Annotated in this window: 23 protein-coding genes, 4 tRNA genes and 3 other RNA genes; 15 read left to right on the top strand and 15 right to left on the bottom strand. The window is 53.8% G+C overall.

The window, feature by feature from the left end; genetic code table 11:
- Positions 1 to 6: 6 nt before the first annotated feature.
- Complete coding sequence (gene gltX / locus PAGR_RS06555) at positions 7 to 1,425, bottom strand: glutamate--tRNA ligase (RefSeq protein WP_013026632.1); 1,419 nt, start codon at positions 1,423 to 1,425, stop codon at positions 7 to 9.
- 270 nt (positions 1,426 to 1,695) lie between these two features.
- On the opposite strand from gltX, the gene PAGR_RS06550 reads away from it, so the two are divergent.
- The 8 genes from PAGR_RS06550 (at position 1,696) to PAGR_RS06530 (ending at position 3,061) form a co-directional block, all read left to right on the top strand.
- Positions 1,696 to 1,771, top strand: a tRNA-Val gene (locus PAGR_RS06550).
- Between the two features lie 47 nt (positions 1,772 to 1,818).
- A tRNA-Val gene (locus PAGR_RS06545) sits at positions 1,819 to 1,894 on the top strand.
- A 41-nt stretch (positions 1,895 to 1,935) separates the two neighbouring features.
- A tRNA-Val gene (locus PAGR_RS06540) sits at positions 1,936 to 2,011 on the top strand.
- A 4-nt stretch (positions 2,012 to 2,015) separates the two neighbouring features.
- A tRNA-Lys gene (locus PAGR_RS06535) sits at positions 2,016 to 2,091 on the top strand.
- Between the two features lie 31 nt (positions 2,092 to 2,122).
- Positions 2,123 to 2,254, top strand: a non-coding RNA gene (locus PAGR_RS23010) — RtT sRNA.
- Positions 2,255 to 2,285: 31 nt separating this feature from the next.
- Positions 2,286 to 2,417, top strand: a non-coding RNA gene (locus tag PAGR_RS23005) — RtT sRNA.
- Between the two features lie 43 nt (positions 2,418 to 2,460).
- Positions 2,461 to 2,591, top strand: a non-coding RNA gene (locus PAGR_RS23000) — RtT sRNA.
- Positions 2,592 to 2,710: 119 nt separating this feature from the next.
- The gene (locus PAGR_RS06530) at positions 2,711 to 3,061 is read left to right on the top strand and encodes a FlxA-like family protein (protein ID WP_013026633.1); all 351 of its coding nucleotides are present in this window, start codon (positions 2,711 to 2,713) and stop codon (positions 3,059 to 3,061) included.
- On the opposite strand, the gene PAGR_RS06525 is transcribed toward PAGR_RS06530, so the two are convergent.
- Positions 3,058 to 3,978, bottom strand: a complete 921-nt coding sequence (locus PAGR_RS06525; RefSeq protein WP_014605313.1) for a LysR family transcriptional regulator — start codon at positions 3,976 to 3,978, stop codon at positions 3,058 to 3,060. The genes PAGR_RS06530 and PAGR_RS06525 overlap by 4 nt on opposite strands.
- Before the next feature lie 95 nt (positions 3,979 to 4,073).
- On the opposite strand from PAGR_RS06525, the gene PAGR_RS06520 reads away from it, so the two are divergent.
- On the top strand, positions 4,074 to 5,081 hold the full coding sequence (locus PAGR_RS06520; RefSeq protein ID WP_013026635.1) for a bile acid:sodium symporter family protein: 1,008 nt from the start codon (positions 4,074 to 4,076) through the stop codon (positions 5,079 to 5,081).
- Between the two features lie 55 nt (positions 5,082 to 5,136).
- On the opposite strand, the gene PAGR_RS06515 is transcribed toward PAGR_RS06520, so the two are convergent.
- The 3 genes from PAGR_RS06515 to zipA all read right to left on the bottom strand — a co-directional run bounded on the left by PAGR_RS06515 (position 5,137) and on the right by zipA (position 8,441).
- Positions 5,137 to 5,355 carry a DUF3820 family protein gene (locus PAGR_RS06515; RefSeq protein ID WP_013026636.1) on the bottom strand — a complete coding sequence of 73 codons (219 nt, stop codon included), beginning with the start codon at positions 5,353 to 5,355 and terminating at the stop codon, positions 5,137 to 5,139.
- 1 nt (position 5,356) lies between these two features.
- Entirely contained in the window at positions 5,357 to 7,375 is a 2,019-nt protein-coding gene (gene ligA / locus PAGR_RS06510; protein ID WP_014594249.1) for an NAD-dependent DNA ligase LigA, read from the bottom strand.
- A 67-nt stretch (positions 7,376 to 7,442) separates the two neighbouring features.
- On the bottom strand, positions 7,443 to 8,441 hold the full coding sequence (gene zipA, locus PAGR_RS06505) for a cell division protein ZipA (RefSeq protein ID WP_014605312.1): 999 nt from the start codon (positions 8,439 to 8,441) through the stop codon (positions 7,443 to 7,445).
- Positions 8,442 to 8,659: 218 nt separating this feature from the next.
- Between zipA and cysZ the strand changes: the two genes are divergently transcribed.
- From cysZ to crr, 5 genes are all read left to right on the top strand, one after another.
- Positions 8,660 to 9,421 (top strand): sulfate transporter CysZ, encoded by a 762-nt coding sequence (gene cysZ, locus PAGR_RS06500; RefSeq protein WP_013026639.1) that lies wholly within the window; start codon positions 8,660 to 8,662, stop codon positions 9,419 to 9,421.
- A 145-nt stretch (positions 9,422 to 9,566) separates the two neighbouring features.
- A complete protein-coding gene (gene cysK / locus PAGR_RS06495; protein WP_013026640.1) occupies positions 9,567 to 10,535 on the top strand; it encodes a cysteine synthase A in 969 nt (322 codons plus the stop codon).
- 388 nt (positions 10,536 to 10,923) lie between these two features.
- Positions 10,924 to 11,181 (top strand): phosphocarrier protein Hpr, encoded by a 258-nt coding sequence (gene ptsH, locus PAGR_RS06490; RefSeq protein WP_003848868.1) that lies wholly within the window; start codon positions 10,924 to 10,926, stop codon positions 11,179 to 11,181.
- 160 nt (positions 11,182 to 11,341) lie between these two features.
- Positions 11,342 to 13,069: a phosphoenolpyruvate-protein phosphotransferase PtsI gene (gene ptsI, locus PAGR_RS06485; RefSeq protein ID WP_013026641.1), complete on the top strand. Its 1,728-nt coding sequence runs from the start codon at positions 11,342 to 11,344 to the stop codon at positions 13,067 to 13,069.
- A 42-nt stretch (positions 13,070 to 13,111) separates the two neighbouring features.
- Positions 13,112 to 13,612 (top strand): PTS glucose transporter subunit IIA, encoded by a 501-nt coding sequence (gene crr, locus PAGR_RS06480; protein WP_013026642.1) that lies wholly within the window; start codon positions 13,112 to 13,114, stop codon positions 13,610 to 13,612.
- Between the two features lie 49 nt (positions 13,613 to 13,661).
- Here crr and PAGR_RS06475 read toward each other — a convergent pair whose 3' ends face one another.
- The 10 genes from PAGR_RS06475 to PAGR_RS06430 form a co-directional block, all read right to left on the bottom strand.
- Positions 13,662 to 15,014 (bottom strand): ATP-binding protein, encoded by a 1,353-nt coding sequence (locus tag PAGR_RS06475; protein ID WP_013026643.1) that lies wholly within the window; start codon positions 15,012 to 15,014, stop codon positions 13,662 to 13,664.
- A complete protein-coding gene (locus tag PAGR_RS06470; protein ID WP_013026644.1) occupies positions 15,011 to 15,691 on the bottom strand; it encodes a response regulator transcription factor in 681 nt (226 codons plus the stop codon). The genes PAGR_RS06475 and PAGR_RS06470 overlap by 4 nt, the downstream gene beginning before the upstream one ends.
- A gap of 179 nt (positions 15,692 to 15,870) precedes the next feature.
- Positions 15,871 to 16,752 carry a cysteine synthase CysM gene (gene cysM / locus PAGR_RS06465; RefSeq protein ID WP_013026645.1) on the bottom strand — a complete coding sequence of 294 codons (882 nt, stop codon included), beginning with the start codon at positions 16,750 to 16,752 and terminating at the stop codon, positions 15,871 to 15,873.
- A 117-nt stretch (positions 16,753 to 16,869) separates the two neighbouring features.
- Positions 16,870 to 17,958: a sulfate/thiosulfate ABC transporter ATP-binding protein CysA gene (cysA, locus tag PAGR_RS06460; protein ID WP_013026646.1), complete on the bottom strand. Its 1,089-nt coding sequence runs from the start codon at positions 17,956 to 17,958 to the stop codon at positions 16,870 to 16,872.
- Positions 17,948 to 18,823: a sulfate/thiosulfate ABC transporter permease CysW gene (cysW, locus tag PAGR_RS06455; protein ID WP_013026647.1), complete on the bottom strand. Its 876-nt coding sequence runs from the start codon at positions 18,821 to 18,823 to the stop codon at positions 17,948 to 17,950. The genes cysA and cysW overlap by 11 nt, the downstream gene beginning before the upstream one ends.
- Complete coding sequence (gene cysT / locus PAGR_RS06450; RefSeq protein ID WP_014594252.1) at positions 18,823 to 19,656, bottom strand: sulfate/thiosulfate ABC transporter permease CysT; 834 nt, start codon at positions 19,654 to 19,656, stop codon at positions 18,823 to 18,825. Before cysT ends, cysW begins: the two co-directional genes overlap by 1 nt.
- 2 nt (positions 19,657 to 19,658) lie before the next feature.
- Positions 19,659 to 20,672 (bottom strand): sulfate ABC transporter substrate-binding protein, encoded by a 1,014-nt coding sequence (locus PAGR_RS06445; RefSeq protein WP_013026649.1) that lies wholly within the window; start codon positions 20,670 to 20,672, stop codon positions 19,659 to 19,661.
- Between the two features lie 207 nt (positions 20,673 to 20,879).
- Positions 20,880 to 21,500 carry an RpoE-regulated lipoprotein gene (locus tag PAGR_RS06440; protein ID WP_014605310.1) on the bottom strand — a complete coding sequence of 207 codons (621 nt, stop codon included), beginning with the start codon at positions 21,498 to 21,500 and terminating at the stop codon, positions 20,880 to 20,882.
- A gap of 65 nt (positions 21,501 to 21,565) precedes the next feature.
- Positions 21,566 to 22,027: a DUF2919 family protein gene (locus tag PAGR_RS06435; RefSeq protein WP_013026651.1), complete on the bottom strand. Its 462-nt coding sequence runs from the start codon at positions 22,025 to 22,027 to the stop codon at positions 21,566 to 21,568.
- Positions 22,017 to 22,442 (bottom strand): GNAT family acetyltransferase, encoded by a 426-nt coding sequence (locus PAGR_RS06430; protein ID WP_006117810.1) that lies wholly within the window; start codon positions 22,440 to 22,442, stop codon positions 22,017 to 22,019. The genes PAGR_RS06435 and PAGR_RS06430 overlap by 11 nt, the downstream gene beginning before the upstream one ends.
- Positions 22,443 to 22,651: 209 nt before the next feature.
- On the opposite strand from PAGR_RS06430, the gene amiA reads away from it, so the two are divergent.
- Complete coding sequence (gene amiA, locus PAGR_RS06425; RefSeq protein ID WP_028715444.1) at positions 22,652 to 23,497, top strand: N-acetylmuramoyl-L-alanine amidase AmiA; 846 nt, start codon at positions 22,652 to 22,654, stop codon at positions 23,495 to 23,497.
- Positions 23,498 to 23,544 lie beyond the last annotated feature (47 nt).

Here is a 23,544-nt window from a genome sequence, read left to right as displayed (position 1 = left end):
GAACGGTTACTGGCTCTGTGCTTCACGCTCAGCAATAAAGGCCAGTGCTTTTTCAATACGCTCAACGCTGCGGCTACGGCCAATGGCTTCCACCGTCACATCCAGTCCGGGAGACTGACCGGCGCCGGTGACGGCGACGCGCAGCGGCATGCCGACTTTGCCCATGCCCACACCCAGCTCATCCGCGCTCTGCTGAATAGCCTGATGCACCGTTTCTGCATTCCAGTCAGTCAATGCGGCCAGCTTGTCGCGAACCACTTCCAGCGGCTGACGCGCGACTGGACGTAAATGCTTTTTCGCGGCATCGGCATCGAATTCTGAAAAATCCTGATAGAAATAGTGACACGATGCGGCCATCTCTTTCAGCGTCTTGCAGCGCTCGCCCAGCAAGGTCACCAACTTTGCCAGTTCCGGGCCAGTGCGGGTATCAATGTTCTGCTGTTCAATATGCCACTGCAGATGGGTTGCCACGTACTCGGGCGGCAGCGCATTAATATAGTGGTGATTTAGCCACTGCAGTTTTTCGGTATTAAAGGCGCTGGCCGATTTACTGACCGCGTCCAGGCTAAACAGCGCCGTCATCTCTTTGACAGAGAAAATTTCCTGATCGCCATGTGACCAGCCCAGACGTACCAGATAGTTAAGCAACGCCTCTGGCAGATAGCCGTCATCACGGTATTGCATCACGCCTACTGCACCATGACGTTTAGACAGTTTCTTACCGTCGTCACCCAGAATCATCGAAACGTGGGCATAAACCGGTACCTGTGCGCCTATCGCCTTCAGGATATTGATCTGACGCGGTGTGTTGTTGATGTGGTCTTCACCGCGCACAACGTGGGTGATGCCCATGTCCCAGTCATCGACCACGACGCAGAAGTTGTAAGTCGGTGAGCCATCGGTACGGCGGATGATCAGATCGTCCAGCTCCTGGTTACTGAACTCAATCGGACCGCGAATCTGATCGTCAAAAATAACAGAGCCTTCCTGTGGATTACGGAAGCGCACTACATGCGGCTCATCAGCGGCATGATGCTCATGGCTGTCACGGCAGCGGCCGTCATAGCGGGGTTTTTCGCCGTTGGCCATCTGCGTTTCACGCAGCGCTTCAAGACGTTCTTTCGAGCAGTAACATTTATAGGCAGTACCCGCTTCCTGCATTTCATCAATGACGGCGTTGTAGCGGTCGAAGCGTTTGGTCTGGTAATAAGGGCCTTCATCCCAGTCCAGGCTCAGCCAGTTCATCCCATCCATAATAGCTTCGATGGCTTCCGGTGTAGAACGCTCAAGATCGGTATCTTCAATGCGCAGTACAAACTCGCCCTGATGATGACGGGCAAAGAGCCATGAGTAGAGTGCGGTACGAGCGCCACCTACGTGTAAGAAGCCGGTAGGGCTTGGCGCGAAGCGAGTTTTGATTTTCATTCAGTATTGCCTTAAATGCGCAGGTTCGTTGTCTGGATGACAAAAAACGGGTTAGACGCGAAAACAGTGCGCATATTCTAGCATCTGATGATGAATCCTCAATGCATGCAAGACAGCAGAGCGGCAGCAAAGCCTGTATTTCTGCTAAGAAAACCAGCACATTGGATAAAATCCCTACGGGATGTTTAAAATTAAACCGAACGCACAATTATGTTTTAAAAAGCGTTGACTCAAAATCAACTATCCCTATAATGCGACTCCACACAGCGGGGGTGATTAGCTCAGTTGGTAGAGCATCTCCCTTACAAGGAGGGGGTCGGCGGTTCGAACCCGTCATCACCCACCACTCTTAAGAAGGTTTAAGGTGGCCCGCAGTGACAAGAGATAAGATATGGGTGATTAGCTCAGTTGGTAGAGCATCTCCCTTACAAGGAGGGGGTCGGCGGTTCGAACCCGTCATCACCCACCATATCTTAGTCAGATGACACTCTTGTGAAGCAGTACCGAAGTGGGTGATTAGCTCAGTTGGTAGAGCATCTCCCTTACAAGGAGGGGGTCGGCGGTTCGAACCCGTCATCACCCACCACTTCGGGTCGTTAGCTCAGTTGGTAGAGCAGTTGACTTTTAATCAATTGGTCGCAGGTTCGAATCCTGCACGACCCACCAATGTTGAAAGGCGCCCTAAAGGCGCCTTTTTGCTGTGCGTAAAACGTGCGGGATGAGAACCTGCCGCAGGTTCGACTGAATCGCAAAGCGGTTCAGGCTGATGCGTCAGCATCACCCGAAGGGCGAGGCCCACCGGGCCGAGGCAATCCTGCACGACCCACCAATGTTGAAAGGCGCCCTAAAGGCGCCTTTTTGCTGTGCGTAAAACGTGCGGGATGAGAACCTGCCGCAGGTTCGACTGAATCGCAAAGCGGTTCAGGCTGATGCGTCAGCATCACCCGCAGGGCGAGGCCCACCGGGCCGAGGCAATCCTGCACGACCCACCAAATTCAGAAAAAAGCGCCTTCAGGCGCTTTTTTCGTTTCTGTGCGCCAGTGTCTATAGTGCAGGATGAGAACCTGTGCAGGTTCGACTGAATCGCAAAGCGGTTCAGGTGGATGCGCCAGCATCACCCGCAGGGCGAGGCCCACCAGGCCGAGGCAATCCTGCACGAGCCACCAAATTTATCCGTCCTGACGCCAGACTGTAAGAATCTTTTCGTAAAATTAACATTTTGGGGCATTAAGCTTTTGCGGCAAGCGTCCGATAACCTAAAACGTCTATTTGCAAGGAGATCATAATGACAACGATATTAACCAGCACGCCGAGTATCGGAAGCAGCAGTTCATCAGACACAACCAACTCCAGTGATACCGCATCACAAATCGCCAGCCTGAATAAGCAGATTTCTCGTCTCAACGACCAACTGAAAAGTTTGGGTGACGATAAGACGATGACCACAGAGCAGAAAAAGAAGCAGCAAGATACGATTAAGGCACAAATCCAGGTATTAGAAGCGCAAATCCAGCAGTTACAACGCAAAGAGCAACAGAAAGCTGAAGCAAAGCAGGCGCAAAAAGAAGGTAATACTGCATCTGCAGATGGCGTTAACCGCCCGACGCAGACCAATCAACTCGATGTGTATATCTAAAACGCCGGTCTTGACTCGCGTTGTTGCGTCAGCAATCTTGCCTGCTGACGCACCTCCTGCCAGATCGCTTCGGCCGCTGGCGTTAATGAGCGATTTTTACGCTTAATTAAAGTCAGGGTGCGATTGATCTCCGGATAAAGACGGCGCACCGTCAGCGCCCGTCCTGCCGGAAGCGGTAACGCTAGCGCCGGTAAAATGCTAATCCCAATGCCGGCATCGACCATAGGAAACAGCGTTGCGGGATGGCCGATCTCCTGAACGACATTAACGTTGATATTTTGCTGGCGTAAAGCCGCATCAATTAATACCCGGCTGCCTGACGCATAATCCTGCAGCACCATCGTCCTGCCGTCCAACATAGACCACTGCGCCTGTGCTACCTCGGCAAGCGGATCGTCCTCACGACACAACAGCAAAAAAGGTTCATCCAGAATAGCGCAGCCGTCAAAATCGGTGTCGTTAAGCGGTCCGATCACGATGCCAAAATCCACTTCAGCATTGCGGACGCTTTCTAACACCCACTGCTGTACGCGGTCGTGCAAAATGATTTTTATGTCCGGATAGCTATGCTGGCTGGCAGCAAGGCACTGCGGCATCAGGTGCGCAGAGATGGTCTGACTGGCCGCGATTCGCACCGTGCCACTGCGCTGTTCACCGTAGCTGCGAATATCAAGCAGCGTTGTGTTTATCTCTTCGAGCAGCCTTTCCATGCGGGAGGCCAGCTGTTGGCCGGCCTCGGTCAGCACGACTTCGCGCGTCGTCCTGTCCAGCAGGCGAACGCCAATTTCATTTTCCAGCTCTTTTATGCTGTGGCTTACGGCCGACTGGCTCAGACCAATAGCCTGCCCTGCCTGACTAAAACCGCCGTAATGCGCTACAGCAACAAAGGTGCGTAGCTGACGCAAAGAGTAATTCATCGATTTCTCACATAGATTAATCTAATAAATCAATTTTATTTCTAAACCCACATCGCGCACAATCACCTCAGCCTAAATTTAACCGGATTTTAACGATGGGATTTTTACGTATAGACCCAATGATGATAAAGCTTATCATCACCGTATTATTGGCCTCTTTTATTCCTGCCAGAGGTCATTTTGTTGACTTTTTTCAGTACCTGACCACCGCCGCGATTGCGCTGCTTTTCTTTATGCATGGCGCCAAATTGTCGCGGGAAAAAATCATTGCCGGTAGCAGCCACTGGCGGCTCCATCTCTGGATTATGTGCAGTACCTTTGTGCTGTTCCCGGCTATCGGTATGTTAATTGTCTGGTGGCATCCGGTGAAAGTTGGTGCCGAGATTTATACCGGCTTCCTCTATCTGTGTATTTTACCGGCCACGGTACAGTCAGCTATCGCCTTTACCTCAATGGCGGGCGGAAACGTTGCTGCCGCGGTCTGTAGCGCCTCGGCATCTTCCCTGCTGGGCGTATTTATCTCCCCCCTGCTGGTGAATCTGGTTATGGACGTTAACAACAGCGGACCGGGTGATGGCCTTGAGCAGGTGGGTAAAATCATGCTGCAGCTGTTGGTGCCTTTTGTTTTAGGCCATCTGTCACGTCGCTGGATCAGCGGCTGGGTGGAAAGAAACCGGAGTCTGATTGGTATTACGGATCAAACCTCTATTCTGTTGGTGGTCTATTCCGCCTTCAGTGAAGCGGTGGTAAACGGCATCTGGAAACGGGTTGGCGTTGATACGCTGCTGTGGATTCTGGCGGGATGTCTACTGCTGCTGACTATCGTTCTGTTGATTAACTACTTTGCCTCTCGCCTGTTTGGCTTCAGCCGTCAGGATGAGATCGTTGTCCTGTTCTGTGGTTCCAAAAAGAGTCTGGCAAACGGTGTGCCGATGGCGAACATTCTGTTCCCCGCCAGCGCCGTGGGCATTATCGTCTTGCCACTGATGATCTTTCATCAGGTGCAGCTGATGGTGTGTTCGTTTATTGCCGGGCGTTATAAGAAAACCAATGCGTTGCAGGCTAAAAAAGATAAAGCCGCCGTGGTGGAATCGCAGAAATAACCGAAACGCGTAGAAAATCGCTGCCTCGTTTGCTCAATATAACGAGGCAGCGTAATTACTCACCGCGCTTCAGGGGCTTCACGAGGCCTTCCAGCCCCTCAATTTTAATCGTCAACGTCAGTTGCATCAGCTCACCTAAACGTCCTGAAGGAAAGTCGCCACTGCGGGCGAACCACAGCAGGTAAGGTTCAGGCAAATCAATCAGCACCCGGCCTTTGTATTTGCCAAACGGCATGACCGTGTTAGCTATTTCAACCAGATACTGTTTGTCCATGTCAGGCTCCCAGCAGACGAATCATTTCAGCTTCATCGATCACTTCGATGCCCAGTTCCTGCGCCTTCGCCAATTTTGAACCGGCCGCTTCGCCCGCGATAAGCAGATCGGTTTTCTTCGATACGCTTCCACTGACTTTCGCGCCGAGTTCGGTAAGGCGCGCTTTCGCGTCGTCACGGTTCATCTGTGACAGCGAGCCGGTGAGCACCACGGTTTTGCCTGCAAACGGACTGTCAATCTCTTCCGCTTTAACCACCATCACCTGGGGCCAGTTGATACCAATGTCTTCGACCAACTGGCGAATCACGTCGCGATTGCTCTCTTCTTCCATAAAGTGACGTACGTGCTTCGCCACCACGGTGCCCACATCCTGCACTGCGATCAGCGCGTCCAGATCGGCATCCATTACCTTTTGCAGCTCGCCAAAGTGGTTAGCCAGGTTAGCCGCGGTCGCTTCGCCAACCTCGCGAATACCGAGCGCATACAGGAAACGCGCCAGCGTAGTGGATTTGGCTTTTTCCAGGGCGTCGACCACATTCTGCGCCGATTTCGCCCCCATCCGATCCAGGCCGGTTAAGGTTTCACGGGTTAATCGAAACAGGTCTGCCGGCGTCTTGACGTACTCTTTCTCTACCAGTTGATCGATAATCTTATCGCCCATCCCCTCGACGTCCATGGCGCGGCGCGAGACAAAATGTTTCAGCGCTTCTTTACGTTGGGCACCACAGATCAACCCGCCGGTACAGCGTGTGACAGCTTCGCCTTCGACGCGTTCAACATCGGATCCGCATACCGGACAGTGGGAAGGGAACAGGATTTCACGTGCGTCTTCAGGGCGTTCGCTGACAACGACATTCACCACCTGAGGAATCACGTCACCGGCACGGCGAATCACAACTTTATCGCCAATACGCAAACCAAGACGTTCTATCTCATCGGCATTATGCAAGGTCGCATTGCTGACCATTACGCCAGCGACCTGCACCGGCTCCAGGCGCGCCACAGGCGTAATCGCGCCAGTGCGGCCCACCTGGAATTCAACGTCGCGCACGACGGTCATCTGCTCCTGAGCGGCAAACTTAAAGGCTACCGCCCAACGCGGCGCACGGGCGACAAAGCCCAGCTTCTCCTGCAGATCCTGAGAATCGACTTTGATCACGACGCCGTCGATGTCAAACCCCAGTTCTGCACGCTGCGCGTCAACCTCGTGGTAAAAGGCCAGCGCTTCATCCACGTTATGAACCAGACGAATACGATCGCTGACCGGCAAGCCCCACGCTTTAAACTGTTGCAGACGCGCCATATGGCTGCGCGGCATCTCGCCGCCTTCCAGCAGGCCAATGCCATAACAGAAAAACGTGAGTGGTCGTTTTGCCGTAATACGGGGATCGAGCTGGCGCAGTGAACCTGCCGCGGCGTTGCGCGGATTGGCAAAGACTTTGCCTTCGGTGCGGCGCGCTTCCGCATTCAGCTTTTCAAAGCCGTTTTGCGTCATAAACACCTCGCCCCGTACTTCGACGCGGGCAGGAATGTTCTCGCCTTTGAGCCGCAGTGGGATGGCGCGGATTGTCCGCACGTTGCTTGTAATATTCTCGCCGGTTGTGCCGTCACCGCGGGTTGCCGCACGGGTTAACAGTCCGTCTTCATACAACAGGCTCACGGCCAGGCCATCCAGTTTGAGTTCACAGCAGTAGACCAGATCGTCACTGCTTTTTAGCCGATCCTGCACGCGCTTGTTAAATGCTCTGAAGCTGGCTTCGTCAAAGGCATTATCCAGTGACAGCATGGGCACTTCATGGCGGACCTGCTCAAACACCATTAAGGGAGCCGCCCCGACGCGCTGCGTAGGTGAGTCAGGCGTAATCAGGTCAGGATGCTGTTCTTCAAGCTCGCGCAGCTCGCGCATCAGGCGGTCATATTCCGCATCCGGTACTTCCGGTGCGTCCATAACGTGATAAAGGTATTCATGATGGCGCAGCGTCGTGCGCAGTTCGGTGATGTGTTCCTGGACGGATTTCATATAACCCCATCAGATAAAAAACCCCCGACAGGCGGGGGTTTATCATAACAAATTGAAGAAGTGTGGATTAGTCCCGGGATTCAACCACATCGCGGATACGCGCTTTGTAGGTTTCCAGTTTTTGTGGCGTCATCATACGGCGCTCGTCATCGAGAACCACACCGCCCACATCGTCCGCAATACGCTGTGCGGACTGTAGCATCAGCTTAAAGTTTTGATTCGCATCGCCATACGACGGCACCATCATAAAAATAGACACGCCGGGCGTGGTGAAATCAGTCATTTCATCCGGATTGAACGAGCCAGGTTTCACCATATTGGCCAGGCTAAACAGCACAGGGCCGCTGCCCGCCGGGCTGAGGTGACGATGGAAAATATTCATTTCACCAAACTGAAAACCGGCCTGCAAAATCCCCTGTAACAGGGCTTCACCATTTAGCTGACCACCGGAATGAGCGGCGACATGCAGAACCAGCACCGCTTCTTTCGGCTTGCTGCTGGTTGCAGGGCGCGCTTCAGGTTGCTTAGGCGGCGGCGGGCTGACGACCTCAGGCGCGGGTTCAGGCTCAGCCTGATAAACGGGATTGGGCTGAACGCTATCCAGCGGGTCAGAATCCAGCAGAGGATCTGCCTGTACCGGTGGCGCAACAAAGGTTGGCTGAGGCGCGGGCTGTTGGCGTGCAGGCGCTGGCCGCGGCTGTGCGGATTCAGGCTTAGGTGCTGGCGCAAACAGGGGATCGCTTTCCGGCGCTGATGTGGCAGGCTGACGTGCACGCTGTGTCGTTACAGGCGCGTGCTGCTCGTCTGGCTGCGTATCGCGAATATCATCGAAGTGAGGTTCCTGATGGTCGCGGGCATGGCGCACACGCACTTCACCCACGCCGTCATCAACGTCGTCGGTAAGCGTCTCATCATCATGTTCATCACGTTGTTTCAAACGTTTGTGCGGGCGATCGCGGAACACTGAAGAGCGCTCTTTACGGCTGGTCCACAGTCCGTGAATAAGAAGCGCTATAATGGCGATCGCGCCAACAACGATTAATATCAGACGCAAATCCTGCATCATTGTATTCTCTGTTGTTCCAATACCTTGCCACCGCGGCAAACTTTATTCTCTAACTGTATTTGCCCTGCCAGATAAGTGCAAGTCTGTGCAGTATTTTCTCACAAATAAGATAGACCACCCACGCTTTTTCGCTGTTTTTTTACCCAAACGGCACCTGGAGAGGTGAAAAAGCCAGGTTATAGTAGACGCGCCTTACCATCTTCAGGAGAACGGGCTTTATGGTTGTCAACAATTCGGTTTCCGCTTTTAACGGTTTGCATTACTTCAGCGAGGGCTGGAAGCTGGTCAGATTGCCCGGTATTCGACGCTTTGTGATTATCCCTTTACTGGTCAACATCCTTCTGCTGGGCGGGGCTTTCGTGTGGCTTTTTTACCAGCTTGATAGCTGGATCCCGCAGTTAATGTCCCACGTTCCCGACTGGCTACAGTGGCTGAGCTATTTGCTGTGGCCGCTGTCGGTGATTTCCGTGGTACTGGTGTTCAGTTACTTCTTTTCCACCCTTGCCAACCTGATTGCCGCCCCCTTTTGTGGGCTACTGGCCGAACAACTGGAAGCGCGCCTGACCGGGAAACCGCTACCTGACAGCGGCTGGGTAGGCCTGCTCAAAGATGTTCCCCGCATTATGAAACGCGAATTGCAGAAGCTGGGCTACTACCTGCCACGCGCGCTGGGCTTACTGCTGCTCTACTTTATTCCGGGCTTTGGGCAGACCGTCGCGCCCGTTTTATGGTTTATGTTCAGCGCGTGGATGTTATCAATTCAGTACTGTGACTATCCTTTCGATAACCACAAGGTGGGTTTTCAGCAGATGCGCCAGGCGCTGCGTCAACACAAGACGGCAAACATGCAGTTTGGTGCACTGGTCAGCCTGTTTACGATGATTCCGGTCGTTAATCTGGCCATTATGCCGGTAGCTGTTTGTGGTGCAACGGCAATGTGGGTCGATCGTTATCGTGCGAAGCTTGCTCGTGGCACCTGAGCTAAAACATCAACTATCCTTATGCAATTTTTGGCAGGTCTTATTGCCATGAGACATATAGATATATGATTTCTTTCCTTCCGCCAGAAAGAAGAACAGGTATGCTCTGAGGGTTCCCAATAATTCATACAGTTAAGGACAGGCTATGAGCAAGATTTATGAAGACAACTCTTTAACAATTGGTCATACGCCGCTGGTTCGACTGAACCGCATCGGTAACGGCCGCATCCTGGCGAAGGTGGAGTCCCGTAACCCGAGCTTCAGTGTGAAATGCCGTATCGGTGCCAATATGATTTGGGACGCGGAAAAACGCGGTATTCTTAAGCCTGGCATTGAACTGGTTGAGCCGACGAGCGGCAACACCGGCATCGCGCTGGCCTACGTGGCGGCGGCACGCGGCTATAAACTGACACTCACCATGCCGGATACCATGTCTGTTGAGCGGCGCAAGCTGCTGAAAGCGTTAGGCGCAAATCTGGTGCTGACCGAAGGCGCAAAAGGCATGAAAGGTGCCATCTCAAGAGCTGAAGAGATTGTAGCCAGCGATCCAGACAAATTCCTGCTGCTGCAGCAGTTCAGCAACCCGGCTAACCCGGAAATTCATGAAAAGACCACCGGCCCGGAAATCTGGGAAGATACGGATGGCGAAGTGGACGTGTTCATCGCCGGTGTGGGTACCGGCGGTACCCTGACCGGGGTAAGTCGTTACATAAAAAACACCAAAGGCAAAAAAGAATTGATCACGGTCGCGGTTGAGCCAACCGACTCACCGGTCATTGCCCAGGCAATGGCGGGCGAAGAATTGAAACCCGGCCCCCACAAGATTCAGGGGATCGGTGCTGGCTTTATTCCAGGCAACCTGGAGCTGTCGCTGATTGACCTGGCAGTGGCTATCACCAACGAAGAAGCCATCTCCACTGCACGTCGTCTGATGGAAGAAGAAGGCATCCTGGCCGGTATTTCATCTGGCGCCGCCGTTGCCGCCGCGCTGAAGCTGCAGGAAGATGAAGCTTACGCCAATAAAAATATCGTCGTGATTCTCCCCTCTTCCGGCGAACGCTATCTCAGTACCGCCCTGTTTGCCGATCTCTTTACCGAAAAAGAGCTGCAATAGCCCGAAACGGGTGCGGATGAATGCCTAAAAAGCACCCGGATGGGTGCTTTTTTGTGGCGCAGATCTCACTTTCACCATGTCGCAGATTGATTTCACTCACGTGGCTCTGGTATTTAGACTGCCAATTATTTCGAAGCCTGAAATTAATCCTCCTTTGAAGTGGATCAAGCTGAGTCAAGATTCAGATTTAGTGAAAGGGCAAATCACGGCATAATTAACCGGTGACGTGCTCAAATCGCTTTTTGACACTCAGCGGGAATGAAAGACTCATTCAAGCGCATTGTTAGACAGTAAGATGTATACCCGCGCACCTTCACAGGCTAAAGTTAGGGCTCCAGGCTAGACTTTAGATCCATAACACTAATCCTGAAAAAGTTGGGGAAATAGAATGTTCCAGCAAGAAGTTACCATTACCGCACCAAACGGACTGCATACTCGCCCTGCTGCGCAATTTGTCAAAGAAGCTAAAGCCTTCCAGTCAGAAATCACTGTCACCTCCAATGGTAAATCTGCCAGCGCTAAAAGCCTGTTCAAGCTACAGACGCTGGGTCTGACCCAGGGCACCGTTGTGACCCTTTCTGCGGAAGGTGAAGATGAGCAAAAAGCCGTAGAGCATTTAGTTAAGCTGATGGCGGAACTGGAGTAATCTCCTTTCTGCACCGCTTTAAAACGACTCTTCTGCGCCATTGCGTGCAACATCTTGATCGCGGACAAACTGTCCGCGTTATTGCTTTCGTAGAGTACGTGTCCCACGACTATGGCAATGCAACGAGTCCAGTCAGCCATCGTGATTAAAAGGTAGGGTTATGATTTCAGGCATTTTAGCATCACCAGGTATCGCTTTCGGCAAAGCTCTGCTGCTGAAAGAAGACGAGATCGTCATCAACCGTAAAAAGATTTCAGATGATCAGGTTGAGCAGGAGATCCAGCGCTTTCTTCAGGGCCGCGGCAAAGCGGCTGAACAGCTGGAAGCCATTCGCATCAAAGCCAGCGAATCCCTGGGTGAAGAAAAAGCAGCGATCTTCGAAGGCCACATCATGTTGCTGGAAGATGAAGAGCTGGAGCAGGAAATCACCGACCTGATCAAAAAAGATCACGCAACTGCCGATGCCGCGGTGAATTCCGTGATTGACGCTCAGGCTAAAGCGCTGGAAGAGCTGGATGATGAATACCTGAAAGAGCGTGCGGCGGACGTGCGCGACATCGGTAAACGCCTGCTGCAAAATATTTTAGGTCTGCACATTGTCGATCTGAGCGCAATCCAGGACGAATCTATTCTGGTGGCGAAAGATTTAACGCCGTCAGAGACCGCACAGCTAAACCTGAAAAAGGTGCTGGGCTTTATTACCGACCTGGGCGGTCGGACGTCGCACACGTCCATCATGGCGCGTTCGTTAGAAATCCCTGCGATCGTCGGCACCGGTAACGTGACCACCTCCATTAAGAACGGTGACTTCATCATTCTGGATGGCGTGAACAATGCGATTCACGTCAATCCGTCTGACGCCGTTCAGGAAGAGCTGAAAGCGGTTCAGAACCAGTACCTGTCCGAAAAACATGAACTGGCTAAGCTGAAAGATCTGCCCGCGGTAACTCTGGATGGTCATCAGGTTGAAGTCTGCGCCAACATCGGCACCGTGCGTGATATCGCCGGCGCAGAGCGTAACGGCGCTGAAGGTGTCGGTTTGTATCGCACCGAGTTCCTGTTTATGGATCGCGATTCGCTGCCGACCGAAGAAGAGCAGTTCCAGGCGTACAAAGCCGTTGCTGAAGCGATGGGCTCGCAGGCCGTTATCGTGCGTACCATGGATATTGGCGGTGATAAAGACCTGCCTTACATGAATCTGCCAAAAGAAGAGAACCCCTTCCTCGGCTGGCGTGCTATTCGTATCGCGATGGATCGTAAAGAGATCCTGCATGCTCAGCTGCGCGCCATTCTGCGTGCCTCCTCGTTCGGCAAGCTGCGTATCATGTTCCCGATGATTATTTCGGTCGAAGAAGTCCGCAGTCTGAAAGCCGAGCTGGACATGCTTAAAGCGCAGTTACGCGAAGAAGGCAAAGCGTTTGATGAGTCAATCGAAGTCGGCATTATGGTCGAAACGCCTGCCTCAGCCGTGATTGCCCGTCACCTGGCTAAAGAAGTCGACTTCTTTAGCATTGGGACAAACGATTTGACGCAGTATACTCTCGCAGTAGATCGTGGTAATGATTTGATTTCGCACCTGTATAACCCAATGACACCGTCAGTGCTGAACCTCATCAAGCAAGTTATTGATGCGTCTCATGCTGAAGGTAAATGGACTGGCATGTGTGGTGAGCTGGCAGGTGACGAACGTGCTACACTACTGTTACTGGGAATGGGGCTGGACGAATTCAGCATGAGTGCCATTTCTATCCCTGGCATCAAGAAAATTATTCGTAATACACATTTCGAAGATGCGAAGGCGTTGGCAGAGCAGGCACTGGCTCAACCTACGGCGGAAGACTTAATGAACCTGGTTAACAAGTTCATTAAAGAAAAAACGCTCTGCTGATCCACGAGATGCTGGCCCCAAATTACTGCTTAGGAGAAGATCATGGGTTTGTTTTCTAAACTTTTTGGCGAAAAAACAGATAGCGCTGGGACAATTGATATCGTAGCGCCTCTGTCAGGCGAAATCGTGAACATTGAAGACGTACCAGATGTGGTGTTTGCAGAAAAAATCGTGGGTGACGGTATTGCGATCAAACCAAGCGGCAACAAAATGGTTGCTCCGGTTGACGGGACTATCGGCAAGATTTTCGAAACCAACCACGCATTTTCAATCGAATCAGATAACGGCATTGAGCTTTTTGTTCACTTCGGTATTGATACCGTTGAACTGAAAGGCGAAGGCTTCAAACGTATCGCTGAAGAAGGCCAGAAGGTTAAAAAAGGCGACGTGGTTATTGAGTTCGATCTGGCGCTGCTGGAAGAGAAAGCGAAATCAACCTTGACGCCTGTTGTCATCTCCAACATGGATGAAATCAAAGATCTGACGAAGCTTTCTGGTCAGGTCATTGTGGGTGAAACCCCTGTGATTCGCATCAGGAAGTAAACGAAAAACGGCACCTGAGGGTGCCGTTTTTTTATGTTCGTTTTCCGCGTTAATCCGGCTGCCAGCGCGGCAAACGCAGCGTGAGCTCCAGCCCGCCTTCCGGTCGGTTAACGGCGTGCACTTCCCCATGATGCGCCAACACCACTTTACGTACGATAGCCAACCCCAGCCCGTAACCTTTGCCCATCAGCGGAGAATTCACGCGTACAAACGGGTCAAAGATACTGGAAAGTTTGGTTTCTTCCACACCCGGCCCCTGGTCACGTACGTGAATAGCCAGCCACTGCGATTCCACCTTCAGGCTCACATGAATACGTTGTCCCGGCAGCGAGAAGCGCAGGGCATTACGTAATACGTTTTCAATGCCACGGCGGCACAGTTCCGCATTACCACGCACCGTATGATCGGCGCGCTCATCAACGTCATACACGACATCCACACCGGGGATCTGCGCTTCATAACGTAAGTCTGTCACCACCGCCTCCAGCAATCCCGCAAGGTCAAAATAGTGTTCTCCCGGCATGCTTTCGTGTTCTGCACGCGCCAGAGTCAACAGCTCGCCGATCATCTTATCAAGTCGTTGCGCTTCTTCGTCAATGCGATCCAGTGAGGTACTGACATTCTCTGGCCTTTGACGTGCCAGCCCGGTGGCCAACTGCAGGCGAGCAAGCGGTGAGCGCAGTTCGTGAGAGATATCATGAAGCAGCGCCTCACGCGCCTTCACCAGCGTATCCAGCCGTTCTACCATGGCATCGAATGCCTGAGCCACGCTCGACAGCTCATCGTGGCGTTTACGCAGTGCCGGATAAAGCCGGACGCGTAAATCCCCATTAGCCACGCGCGAAAACCCTTCGCGTAGCTGTCGCATTGGCCGGGTCAGGTTCCAGGCCAATAGCAAACTGAACAGCAGCCCTACCGAGCCAGCAAAAATAAACATGGGTTCAGGTATGTTCAGAAAGTTGTGTGGTCGCCCTTCCCGACTCAGTTCACGCATTCCTCTGAGGTCGTACATCAGTTCATAATCGTTGCCGTCTGCACCCTTTACCTGACGCACCAGCCGATTGGGGAAAAACGATTTATCAGTGGTATCGGAAACAGGCGGCGGCGCGCTGACGGCGGGCTGAAGGTCATCAACAGGACTTATGCTCAGGAACTGGCGTTCCTCAGGCGTCCACTCTGCTGTCATCACCTTGAGTGCGGCTGGCCCTTCACGTTCCAGCACGGACGTGGCTGATGCCATTAACACATCCGCCAGACGCTGTGTTACCTGGAGTTCAGGCGGATGGTGGCGGGTTCCGGATAGTGAAAACCCCAGCCAGATAAGCTGGCTGATGATGAAAAATACCAGCCAAAAGCCCAGCAGGATTTTCCAGAACATGCGTCCGCGATAGCTGTGACTCATCGAATGCGATAGCCAATGCTGCGAACGGTTTCAATCGTAATGCTCTCCGCCGTGAGCGCACTGAGCTTCTGACGAATATTACTGATGTGAACATCCACGCTGCGATCGTAAGCTTCGCGCGGTCGGCCCAGACCTTTTTCTGACAGTTCGTCTTTCGTCACTACCCGGTCGGGTGAACGCAGCAGCAAATCGAGCAGGTTAAATTCTGAGGCGGTCAGGTCAAACGTTTTGCCCTTCCACTCCGTAATCCGCCTGGCAGAGTTAAGGGTGAGCTCGCCCCACTGCAGTATCTCTTTTTTGTCCTGCTGCGGTGCAAGCTCCTCAACCCGGCGCAGGACCGCGCGCAAACGCGCAACCAGTTCACGGGGATAACAGGGTTTGGGCATATAGTCATCCGCGCCCATTTCCAGCCCGATGACCCGATCAATATTATCGCCTTTGGCGGTCAGCATAATTACCGGCAGGCGGCTTTGCTGACGTACCTGGCGCAGCACGTCGGTGCCACTCATATCGGGCAACATAATGTCCAGTATCATGGCGCTAAACTCCCCCGACAGCGCTCCCTGAACCCCGGCACTGCCGGTTAACACCAGCTGAGCGTCAAAACCTTCTGTTATCAGGTATTGGCTTAACATGGTGCCTAACTCTACGTCGTCATCTACCAGCAAGATTTTCATTGTTATCTCTCATGCGTAACTGGCGCTATTTTGAACCGAGCCAGCGTAATGCGCAGCCGGTTTTACGCGATCCTTACAGATGCGACTAAGCATAGTGCCAACTCCGGTAAATAAAAAAGGCTTATGCGCCCTGGTGGGCAACACACGCCTTTTTTAACGCATCGGTATTGAGGAGGACGCTACTGATAAATTCCGGTTGAGAGATAGCGATCGCCCCGGTCGCAGACGATAGCCACCACCACGCTCCCCGGATTCGCCCGGGCGATGCGCAGTGCGCCAGCAACCGAACCGCCGGAACTGACGCCGCAGAAGATGCCTTCACGTCGCGCTAACGCGCGCATGGTTTCTTCGGCTTCCTGCTGCCCCATATCAATGATGTCATCCACCAACTCAGGGCGATAAATACCCGGCATGTAAGCCTGCGGCCAGCGGCGGATGCCGGGAATGCTGCTGCCTTCGGTAGGCTGCAGGCCAATCACTTTAACGCCGGTCTGGTGATCCTTTAAAAACCGGCCTACGCCAGTAATGGTTCCCGTGGTACCCATGCTGGAAACAAAGTGGGTCATTCGCTGTTTCGACTGCTGCCACAGCTCAGGCCCGGTGGTTTGGTAATGGCCGAGCGGGTTATCCGGGTTATTGAACTGGTCCAGTACCCTTCCTTCGCCCCGTGCCGCCATCTCCTGAGCCCGATCGCGTGCGCCTTCCATCCCCTGCTCGCGGCTAATCAGCACCAGTTCTGCGCCGTAGGCGCGCATCGCATCCTGCCGCTCCTGACTCATGTTGTCGGGCATCAGCAGCCGCAGCCGATACCCCTTCAACGCGGCAATCATCGCCAGCGCAATGCCGGTATTGCCACTGGTGGCTTCGATCAACTGGTCGCCCGGCGTAATGTCGCCGCGCAACTCGGCCTGGTGGATCATCGACCAGGCGGCCCGATCTTTCACTGAACCGGCAGGGTTATTCCCTTCCAGCTTAAGCCAGACTTCACTGCCGTTGTCAGGCGCCAGGCGCTGTAATCTGATGAGCGGCGTATTGCCGATGGTGTCTTCCAGAGTGGTCACGATGCATTTCCTGGCAAAACCCTCTCCGCCCTGATCCAGGCCACAGCCCGGGTTATCGCGGTATTCAGGTCATTAAAAAGGCGGGACACTGTCCCGCCCTGCGTGAAAAAGAAAATATCAGGCGCTGTGTGCAAAGGCAACCGCCCGTAACGGTGTCGCGCCCTGGTACAGTCTGGCCTGCTGCAGCCCCACAAACAGGCGCTCGCCGCGCAACGGCGCGGTCTGTTCACCGTCAAAGACCAGCGAGAAGGGCTCGCTCTGCCATCCCGTTGGCTGCACCACCAGCTGCCAGAAGTGACCACGAGGACTGACTTCTAAGACCTGAACGGGCAGCGGCGTTTCCAGGCTACTTCTGCGCGAAACGTCGATTTCCCACGGGCGCAGGAACAGATCGACCGCGCCCTGATGTGCAGAGGTATAGCCTAACGGCCAGTGGTGCGCCCCGACATGGAACTGAGAACCATGCACTTCACCGTCGAAGCGGTTAACCTCACCCAGGAATTCCAGCACGAAGCGCGTGGCGGGATCGCGCCAGACTTCATCCGGCGTCCCCACCTGTTCGATGCTGCCCTGGCTCATCACCACCACGCGATCGGCCACTTCCATCGCCTCTTCCTGATCGTGGGTGACGAACACGCTGGTGAACTTCAATTCTTCGTGCAGCTGACGTAACCAACGGCGCAGCTCTTTACGCACCTGAGCGTCCAGCGCACCAAAGGGCTCATCCAGCAACAGGATTTGCGGTTCCACGGCCAGGGCTCTTGCCAGCGCGACGCGCTGCTTCTGCCCTCCCGAAAGCTGGGCCGGGAAACGGTTCGCCAGATGGGAAAGCTGCACCATCTCCAGCAGGCGCGTGACGCGTTTTTTAATTTCCGCACTGGACGGACGCTCACGGCGCGGCAGCACGGTCAGGCCAAAGGCAATATTGTCGAAGACCGTCATATGACGGAACAGCGCATAGTGCTGGAAGACAAATCCGACCTGGCGATCGCGGGCGTGCAGGCGGCTGACATCGTGGTCGTGAAAACGAATCTGACCGCTGTTCTGATGTTCCAGTCCAGCAATGATGCGCAGCAGCGTGGTTTTACCGGAACCGGACGGCCCCAGTAAGGCCACCATCTGGCCAGAAGGAATATCCAGTGAGATATCGTTCAGCACCGCTGTGCGACCAAAGGATTTGTTGATCTGGTTAATCTCAATGCTCATGATTGTCCTCCAGTTGCAGGCGTTTGTGCTGTTGCTCTAAACGCCATTGCACAATGCTTTTCAGAAACAGCGTCACGATTGCCATCACGGTCAGTAAGGCTGCGGCAGTAAAGGCGCCCACCGTGTTGTAATCCTGATGCAGTAATTCAACCTGAAGCGGTAAGGTGTAGGTTTCACCGCGAATAGAACCCGAAACCACGGAAACCGCGCCAAACTCACCAATCGCGCGGGCGTTGGTCAGCACGACGCCATACAGCATGGCCCAGCGAATATTCGGCAGCGTCACGCGACGGAACATCTGCCAGCCCGAGGCACCTAACAGCACCGCGGCTTCATCTTCATGACTGCCCTGGCTCAGCATCACCGGCACCAGTTCGCGCACCACAAACGGACAGGTAACGAAGACGGTGACCAGCACCATGCCAGGCCAGGAGAACATCACCTGAATATTATGGGCATCCAGCCAGCCGCCCGCCGGGCCGTTAATGCCCCAGAACAGGAGATACATCAGGCCCGCCACGACAGGCGATACCGCAAAGGGAATATCGAACAGCGTCAAAAGCAGCTGACGTCCCGGAAAGGTAAAGCGTGTCACCAGCCAGGCCAGCAGCGTGCCGAACACTAAATTCACCGGCACGGTAATCAATGCGACCAGCACCGTGAGCCATATGGCATGGAGCATGTCGCTGTCGGTCAGATTGCTTAAGGTGACGCCCAGTCCTTTATGCAGGGCCTCCCAGAAGATGGACACCATCGGCACGACCAGCAGCAGCAAGGATATCAGCGCACCAATACCAATAAGCAGCCACTTGGCCCAGTTAACAGGCTGGCGGTCGGCATGATTGAGTTGCGAAATCTCTGCCATTAATGGCCTCCCAGACGACGACCAAAGCGGCTTTGTAAAGTGTTGATAGCGAAAAGTAACAGCAGCGATGCCGCCAGAATGACCGAGGCAATGGCGCTGGCTGCCGGATAGTCAAACTCCTGCAGGCGCACGAAGATCATCAGCGAGGTCACTTCGGTTTTCCAGGCGATGTTGCCGGCAATAAAGATTACCGCACCAAACTCGCCCAGGCTGCGGGTAAACGACAGCGCGGTGCCCGCGAGTAAGGCCGGTGCCACTTCAGGCAGAACGACCCGGCGGAAGCTCTGCCAGGGCGTGGCGCCCAGCGTTTGAGCCGCTTCCTCATATTCAGGCCCCAGCTCTTCCAGCACCGGCTGCACGGTACGCACCACAAACGGAATACTGGTGAAGGCCATCGCGAGCGCGATACCGATCCAGGTATAGGAGATCTTGATATCAAAATGCGCGAACCACTGTCCGTACCAGCCGTTCACGGAAAACAGACCGGCCAGCGTCAGGCCTGCAACCGCGGTCGGCAGCGCAAACGGCAGATCCATCAGACCATCGAGCAGCGTGCGGCCCGGAAAACGGTAACGCGTTAAGATCCACGCCATTAACATGCCGAATACGGCATTAAACAGTGAGGCCACACCGGCCGACAGCAGCGTGACCTTATAGGCCGCGATGAGCTGCGGATTGGTGACCACGTCCCAGTATTGCTGCAACGTCATCTGCGACAGCTGCATAATCAGTGCGCTGATTGGCAGCAGCAGCACCAGACAGGTAAAGAGCAGGCTGGTGCCCAGGCTGAGACCGAAACCGGGCAGGACGCGTTTTTGACTGGCTGCAAACATGATCACCGCCCCGCCGCTAATAACTGGTCTAGCTCGCCACCGCTGGCGAAATGGGTTTTCATCACGTTATCCCAGCCGCCAAAAATGTCTTCAACACGAAACAGGTTCGTGGCAGGAAAACGGGCTTTTTGCTGCGCCATTAACTGCGGATTGTTCACGCGGTAATAGAAATCCGTAATAATTTTCTGCGCCGCAGGAGAATACAGCCAGGCCAGATAGGCTTTCGCTGCATCGGCTGTTTTATTCTGCTCAACGTTTTTATCCACCCAGGCAACGGGAAACTCCGCGAGAATATCGGTTTTAGGCACCACGACTTCGTAGTCGTCTTTTCCGTACTGGTTGCGGATGTTATTCACTTCAGACTCAAAACTGATCAACACATCACCCAGACCGCGTTCAGCAAAGGTGGTCGTAGCACCTCGGCCACCGGTATCGAAGACCTCAACATTTTTCAGAAATTTTGTCATAAAAGCGCGGGTTTTAGCCTGATCGCCCCCGTCAGCGTTGCTGGCGGCGCCCCAGGCAGCAAGATAGGTATAACGTCCGTTGCCGGAGGTTTTGGGATTAGGAAAAATCAGCTTCACATCGTCACGGGTTAAATCGGACCAGTCGTGAATCTGCTTTGGGTTTCCCTTGCGCACCAGGAACGCCATGGTGGAGTAAAACGGCGAACTGTTATTCGGCAGGCGGGTTTGCCAGTCGGCAGGGATCAGTTTGCCTTTATCGTGCAGCACCTGCACATCGGTGACCTGGTTATAGGTCACCACATCGGCACGCAGGCCTTGCAGGATAGCCAGCGCCTGTTTGGATGACCCGGCATGGGACATCTTAATGGTCAGCTTGTCGTCAGGATGGCTGGCATCCCACTGGCTGACAAAAGGCGCATTCAGGGCGACAAATAATTCACGTGCGACATCGTAAGAGCTGTTCAACAGCTCGGTCGCGTTTGCGGCACCGGCCAGACTCAGCGACAGTGCGAGTCCGCTCACGATTTTTTTCATCGCTGGTAAGGTCATGGTTCACCCTGAGGAAATTTGATGCAGATCTCATCTGCAGATACAGCAGTTTATTTATAACTCAGCGTAAACCCGTAACGGTTTTATATATCGTTTGCTGATTTCAAAGTCGAAAAAGGCATAAGGCGGCGGGAAAAGACAGACGAAAAACAGAATTGGACGCGCAGGGCCGGTTATGCCCTGCGGTTGAGCGGTGTGAAAAAAGACTTAGCGCTGCCAGACAATTTTGCTGAGCGTCCAGCTCTTGAGTGTGTCATCCGACGGCATCAACCCTTCTGGCCCGTGCCAGGTTCCGCTGTAGACATAGCGAAGATGCTGACTGTTGGGCGCGCGGCACTCCACGTCACGGTTGTCCAGTCCGCTCGCCAGCACGCAGTTGTTGAAGGCTTTGTCGAATTTGGCGCTGAACGCGTCACCGATTTTGCTGCCATCGGCGCTGGCGATACGGCTGTCCAGCACCTCAATGCGATCGACCTGCGTCTGACCATAAATCACCAGCATCACTTTGCCGTCATCCATAGCCTGCCAGAACGACACCACCTGGCCGTTATGGCCGCGCATGCCCTGACGCAGATCGTACTTGCCTTTCAACCCCTCTTTTATGGCGGCTTCGGTCATGGTCGTTGAGCCATTGATGCCGCCCACGCCCTGCTCTGTGGCCGTAAGCGAGGAACCAAACCAGTTCCACGGCAGCGCGGCAGACCAGTGATAGCTCAGTGGATTCCACCAGCTTACCTGCTGGCTGCTGTTAGCATCAGTACCGGAGGAACTGGCACACCCACTGACCAGCATGGCCACAGTCAGTAACGTGTAACGAACAGCTTTCATGAAAACTCCTGTTAATAAAAGAACATTAAGGCAGAACTGATTGGAGTCGCAAAGCGGCAAAAAGTTTATTCAGCATGCGGTTGGGGTAAAAAGCAGGCGCGAAGCCGAACGCTGCTGAATAACCAGAGCAGCGCGAGCAGATCGAATAGCGTCAGTAACAGGGGAAGCGGTGAACTGAGGAAGTCCGCCAGATACAGCTGTGCGCCTTGCCAAATCAGGTTAATTGCTACGGAAAGCATCAACACCTGACGCCAGCTGCGCCACACTCGGGGCAAACGCGAACGATAGCCGGTCAGCAGCAGGCCCGCCAGCGCCGGTAAGCCAAGCGCCAGCCCTACCCAGAAGGCCTGGCGATCGGGATAAAAGAGCGCCAGAAGATCGTTTCCCTGCTGGCGTGAGGCGCCAGCCATGATCAGCAACAGCCAGGTACGCGACTGCAGCAGCAGAATCAGCCAAAAAAGAAACGGCAGACGCAGCTGACCTTTATCGTCGTACTCTTCAGGCGGCCAGACGGAATTAATATTCACGATCTTCGATTAAACGTTTACCCAGCAACACCACATCGACCGTTTCATAGTCGAGTTTTTCATAGAAGGCGACGACCTGATCGTTTTCTTCACGTACCATCAAATGGATTTTTGGGCAGCCGCGCGCAATGAGTTTTTTTTCAAGCCGGTTCATCAAGGCATTGGCAAAACCACGCCCCTGATAATCAGGATGCACGGCCAGATAGTAGGCCGCCCCGCGATGCCCGTCGTAGCCGCCCATGACCGTTCCGACAACTTCACCGCCCACTTCAGCCACCAGAAAAAGATCGGCGTCGTGATGCATTTTACGTTCGATATCCAGTTCCGGATCGTTCCACGGGCGTAACAAATCACAGCGTTCCCAGAGCGTGATTACTTCTTCAAAGTCTTCCTGGCGGAAGGTGCGGATTTCCATCTTCTTTTCCTGCTATTTACCACAATTTGCTGATTATCACGCTTTCTTCGTCGGGCGCAACCCTCCCCACTGGCGGCAACGTTAAAAAAAAGGGATTTGGCTGTTAGTGGGCTGAAATACAAAGTAATAACCTGAAATGCTTGAAAGATCGCCCTGGCGCTAACGTTACGCTATAACACTTTGCATGATTGTTGCTTATGGACCTGCACATGCATTTGCTTAAACGTTTGATTCACCGCCGCCAGCTTCTGCTGTCAGGACTGGCGCTGGCTGTTTTGTCCCCGCGCGCCGTTCAGGCGAAAGAACAGCAGGCTTCGCTCTCTTCTCGTCACTCCTCACCCAAGCCACCCACCAGTAACGGTAAACGCATTGTGATGATCGATCCGGGGCACGGCGGGATTGATTCGGGTGCGGTAGGCGAAGAAGGCGCGGAAGAGAAACATATCGTCCTGGAAATTGCCAATAACGTGCGCCGTGAACTGCAGTCCCATCCGCGCATTGAGGTGCGGCTGACGCGCGACAGCGATCACTTTATTCCGCTTTATCAGCGCGTGGAAATTGCCCATCAGCATGGCGCGAATCTGTTTATGTCCATCCATGCCGATGGCTACACCAGCCCCGATGCCAACGGCGCCTCAGTCTTCGCCCTGTCCAACCGCGGTGCCAGCAGTAGCATGGCGCGCTATCTGTCAAACAGAGAGAACGATGCCGACAAGGTCGGTGGCGCAAAGGTGGAAGCGCAGGATCACTATCTGCAGCAGATCCTCTTTGACCTGGTGCAAACGGATACCATTAAGAACAGCCTGACGCTGGGTAAACATGTGCTGGATCAGATCCGTCCGGTGCACCACCTTCACAGTCAGCACACGGAACAGGCCGCTTTTGCCGTATTAAAATCCCCGTCGATTCCCTCGGTACTGGTGGAAACCTCGTTTATCACCAACCCACGGGAAGAGCAGCTATTGGGCACCAGCGCGTTTCGTCAAAAAATCGCGTCGGCTATCGCCACGGGAATAATCAACTACTTTGATGAGTACGATCGCCGAATGTCATAATGAATCAGCTATAATCACGTCCAATTTTTACCAAGAGAAGCTCATCA

This window comes from Pantoea ananatis PA13 (assembly GCF_000233595.1).
In the GTDB taxonomy this organism is placed as follows: Bacteria; Pseudomonadota; Gammaproteobacteria; order Enterobacterales; family Enterobacteriaceae; genus Pantoea; species Pantoea ananatis.
The sequence above is the reverse complement of the archived record's forward strand: the minus strand, read 5'-3'. Positions and strand labels throughout refer to the sequence as shown.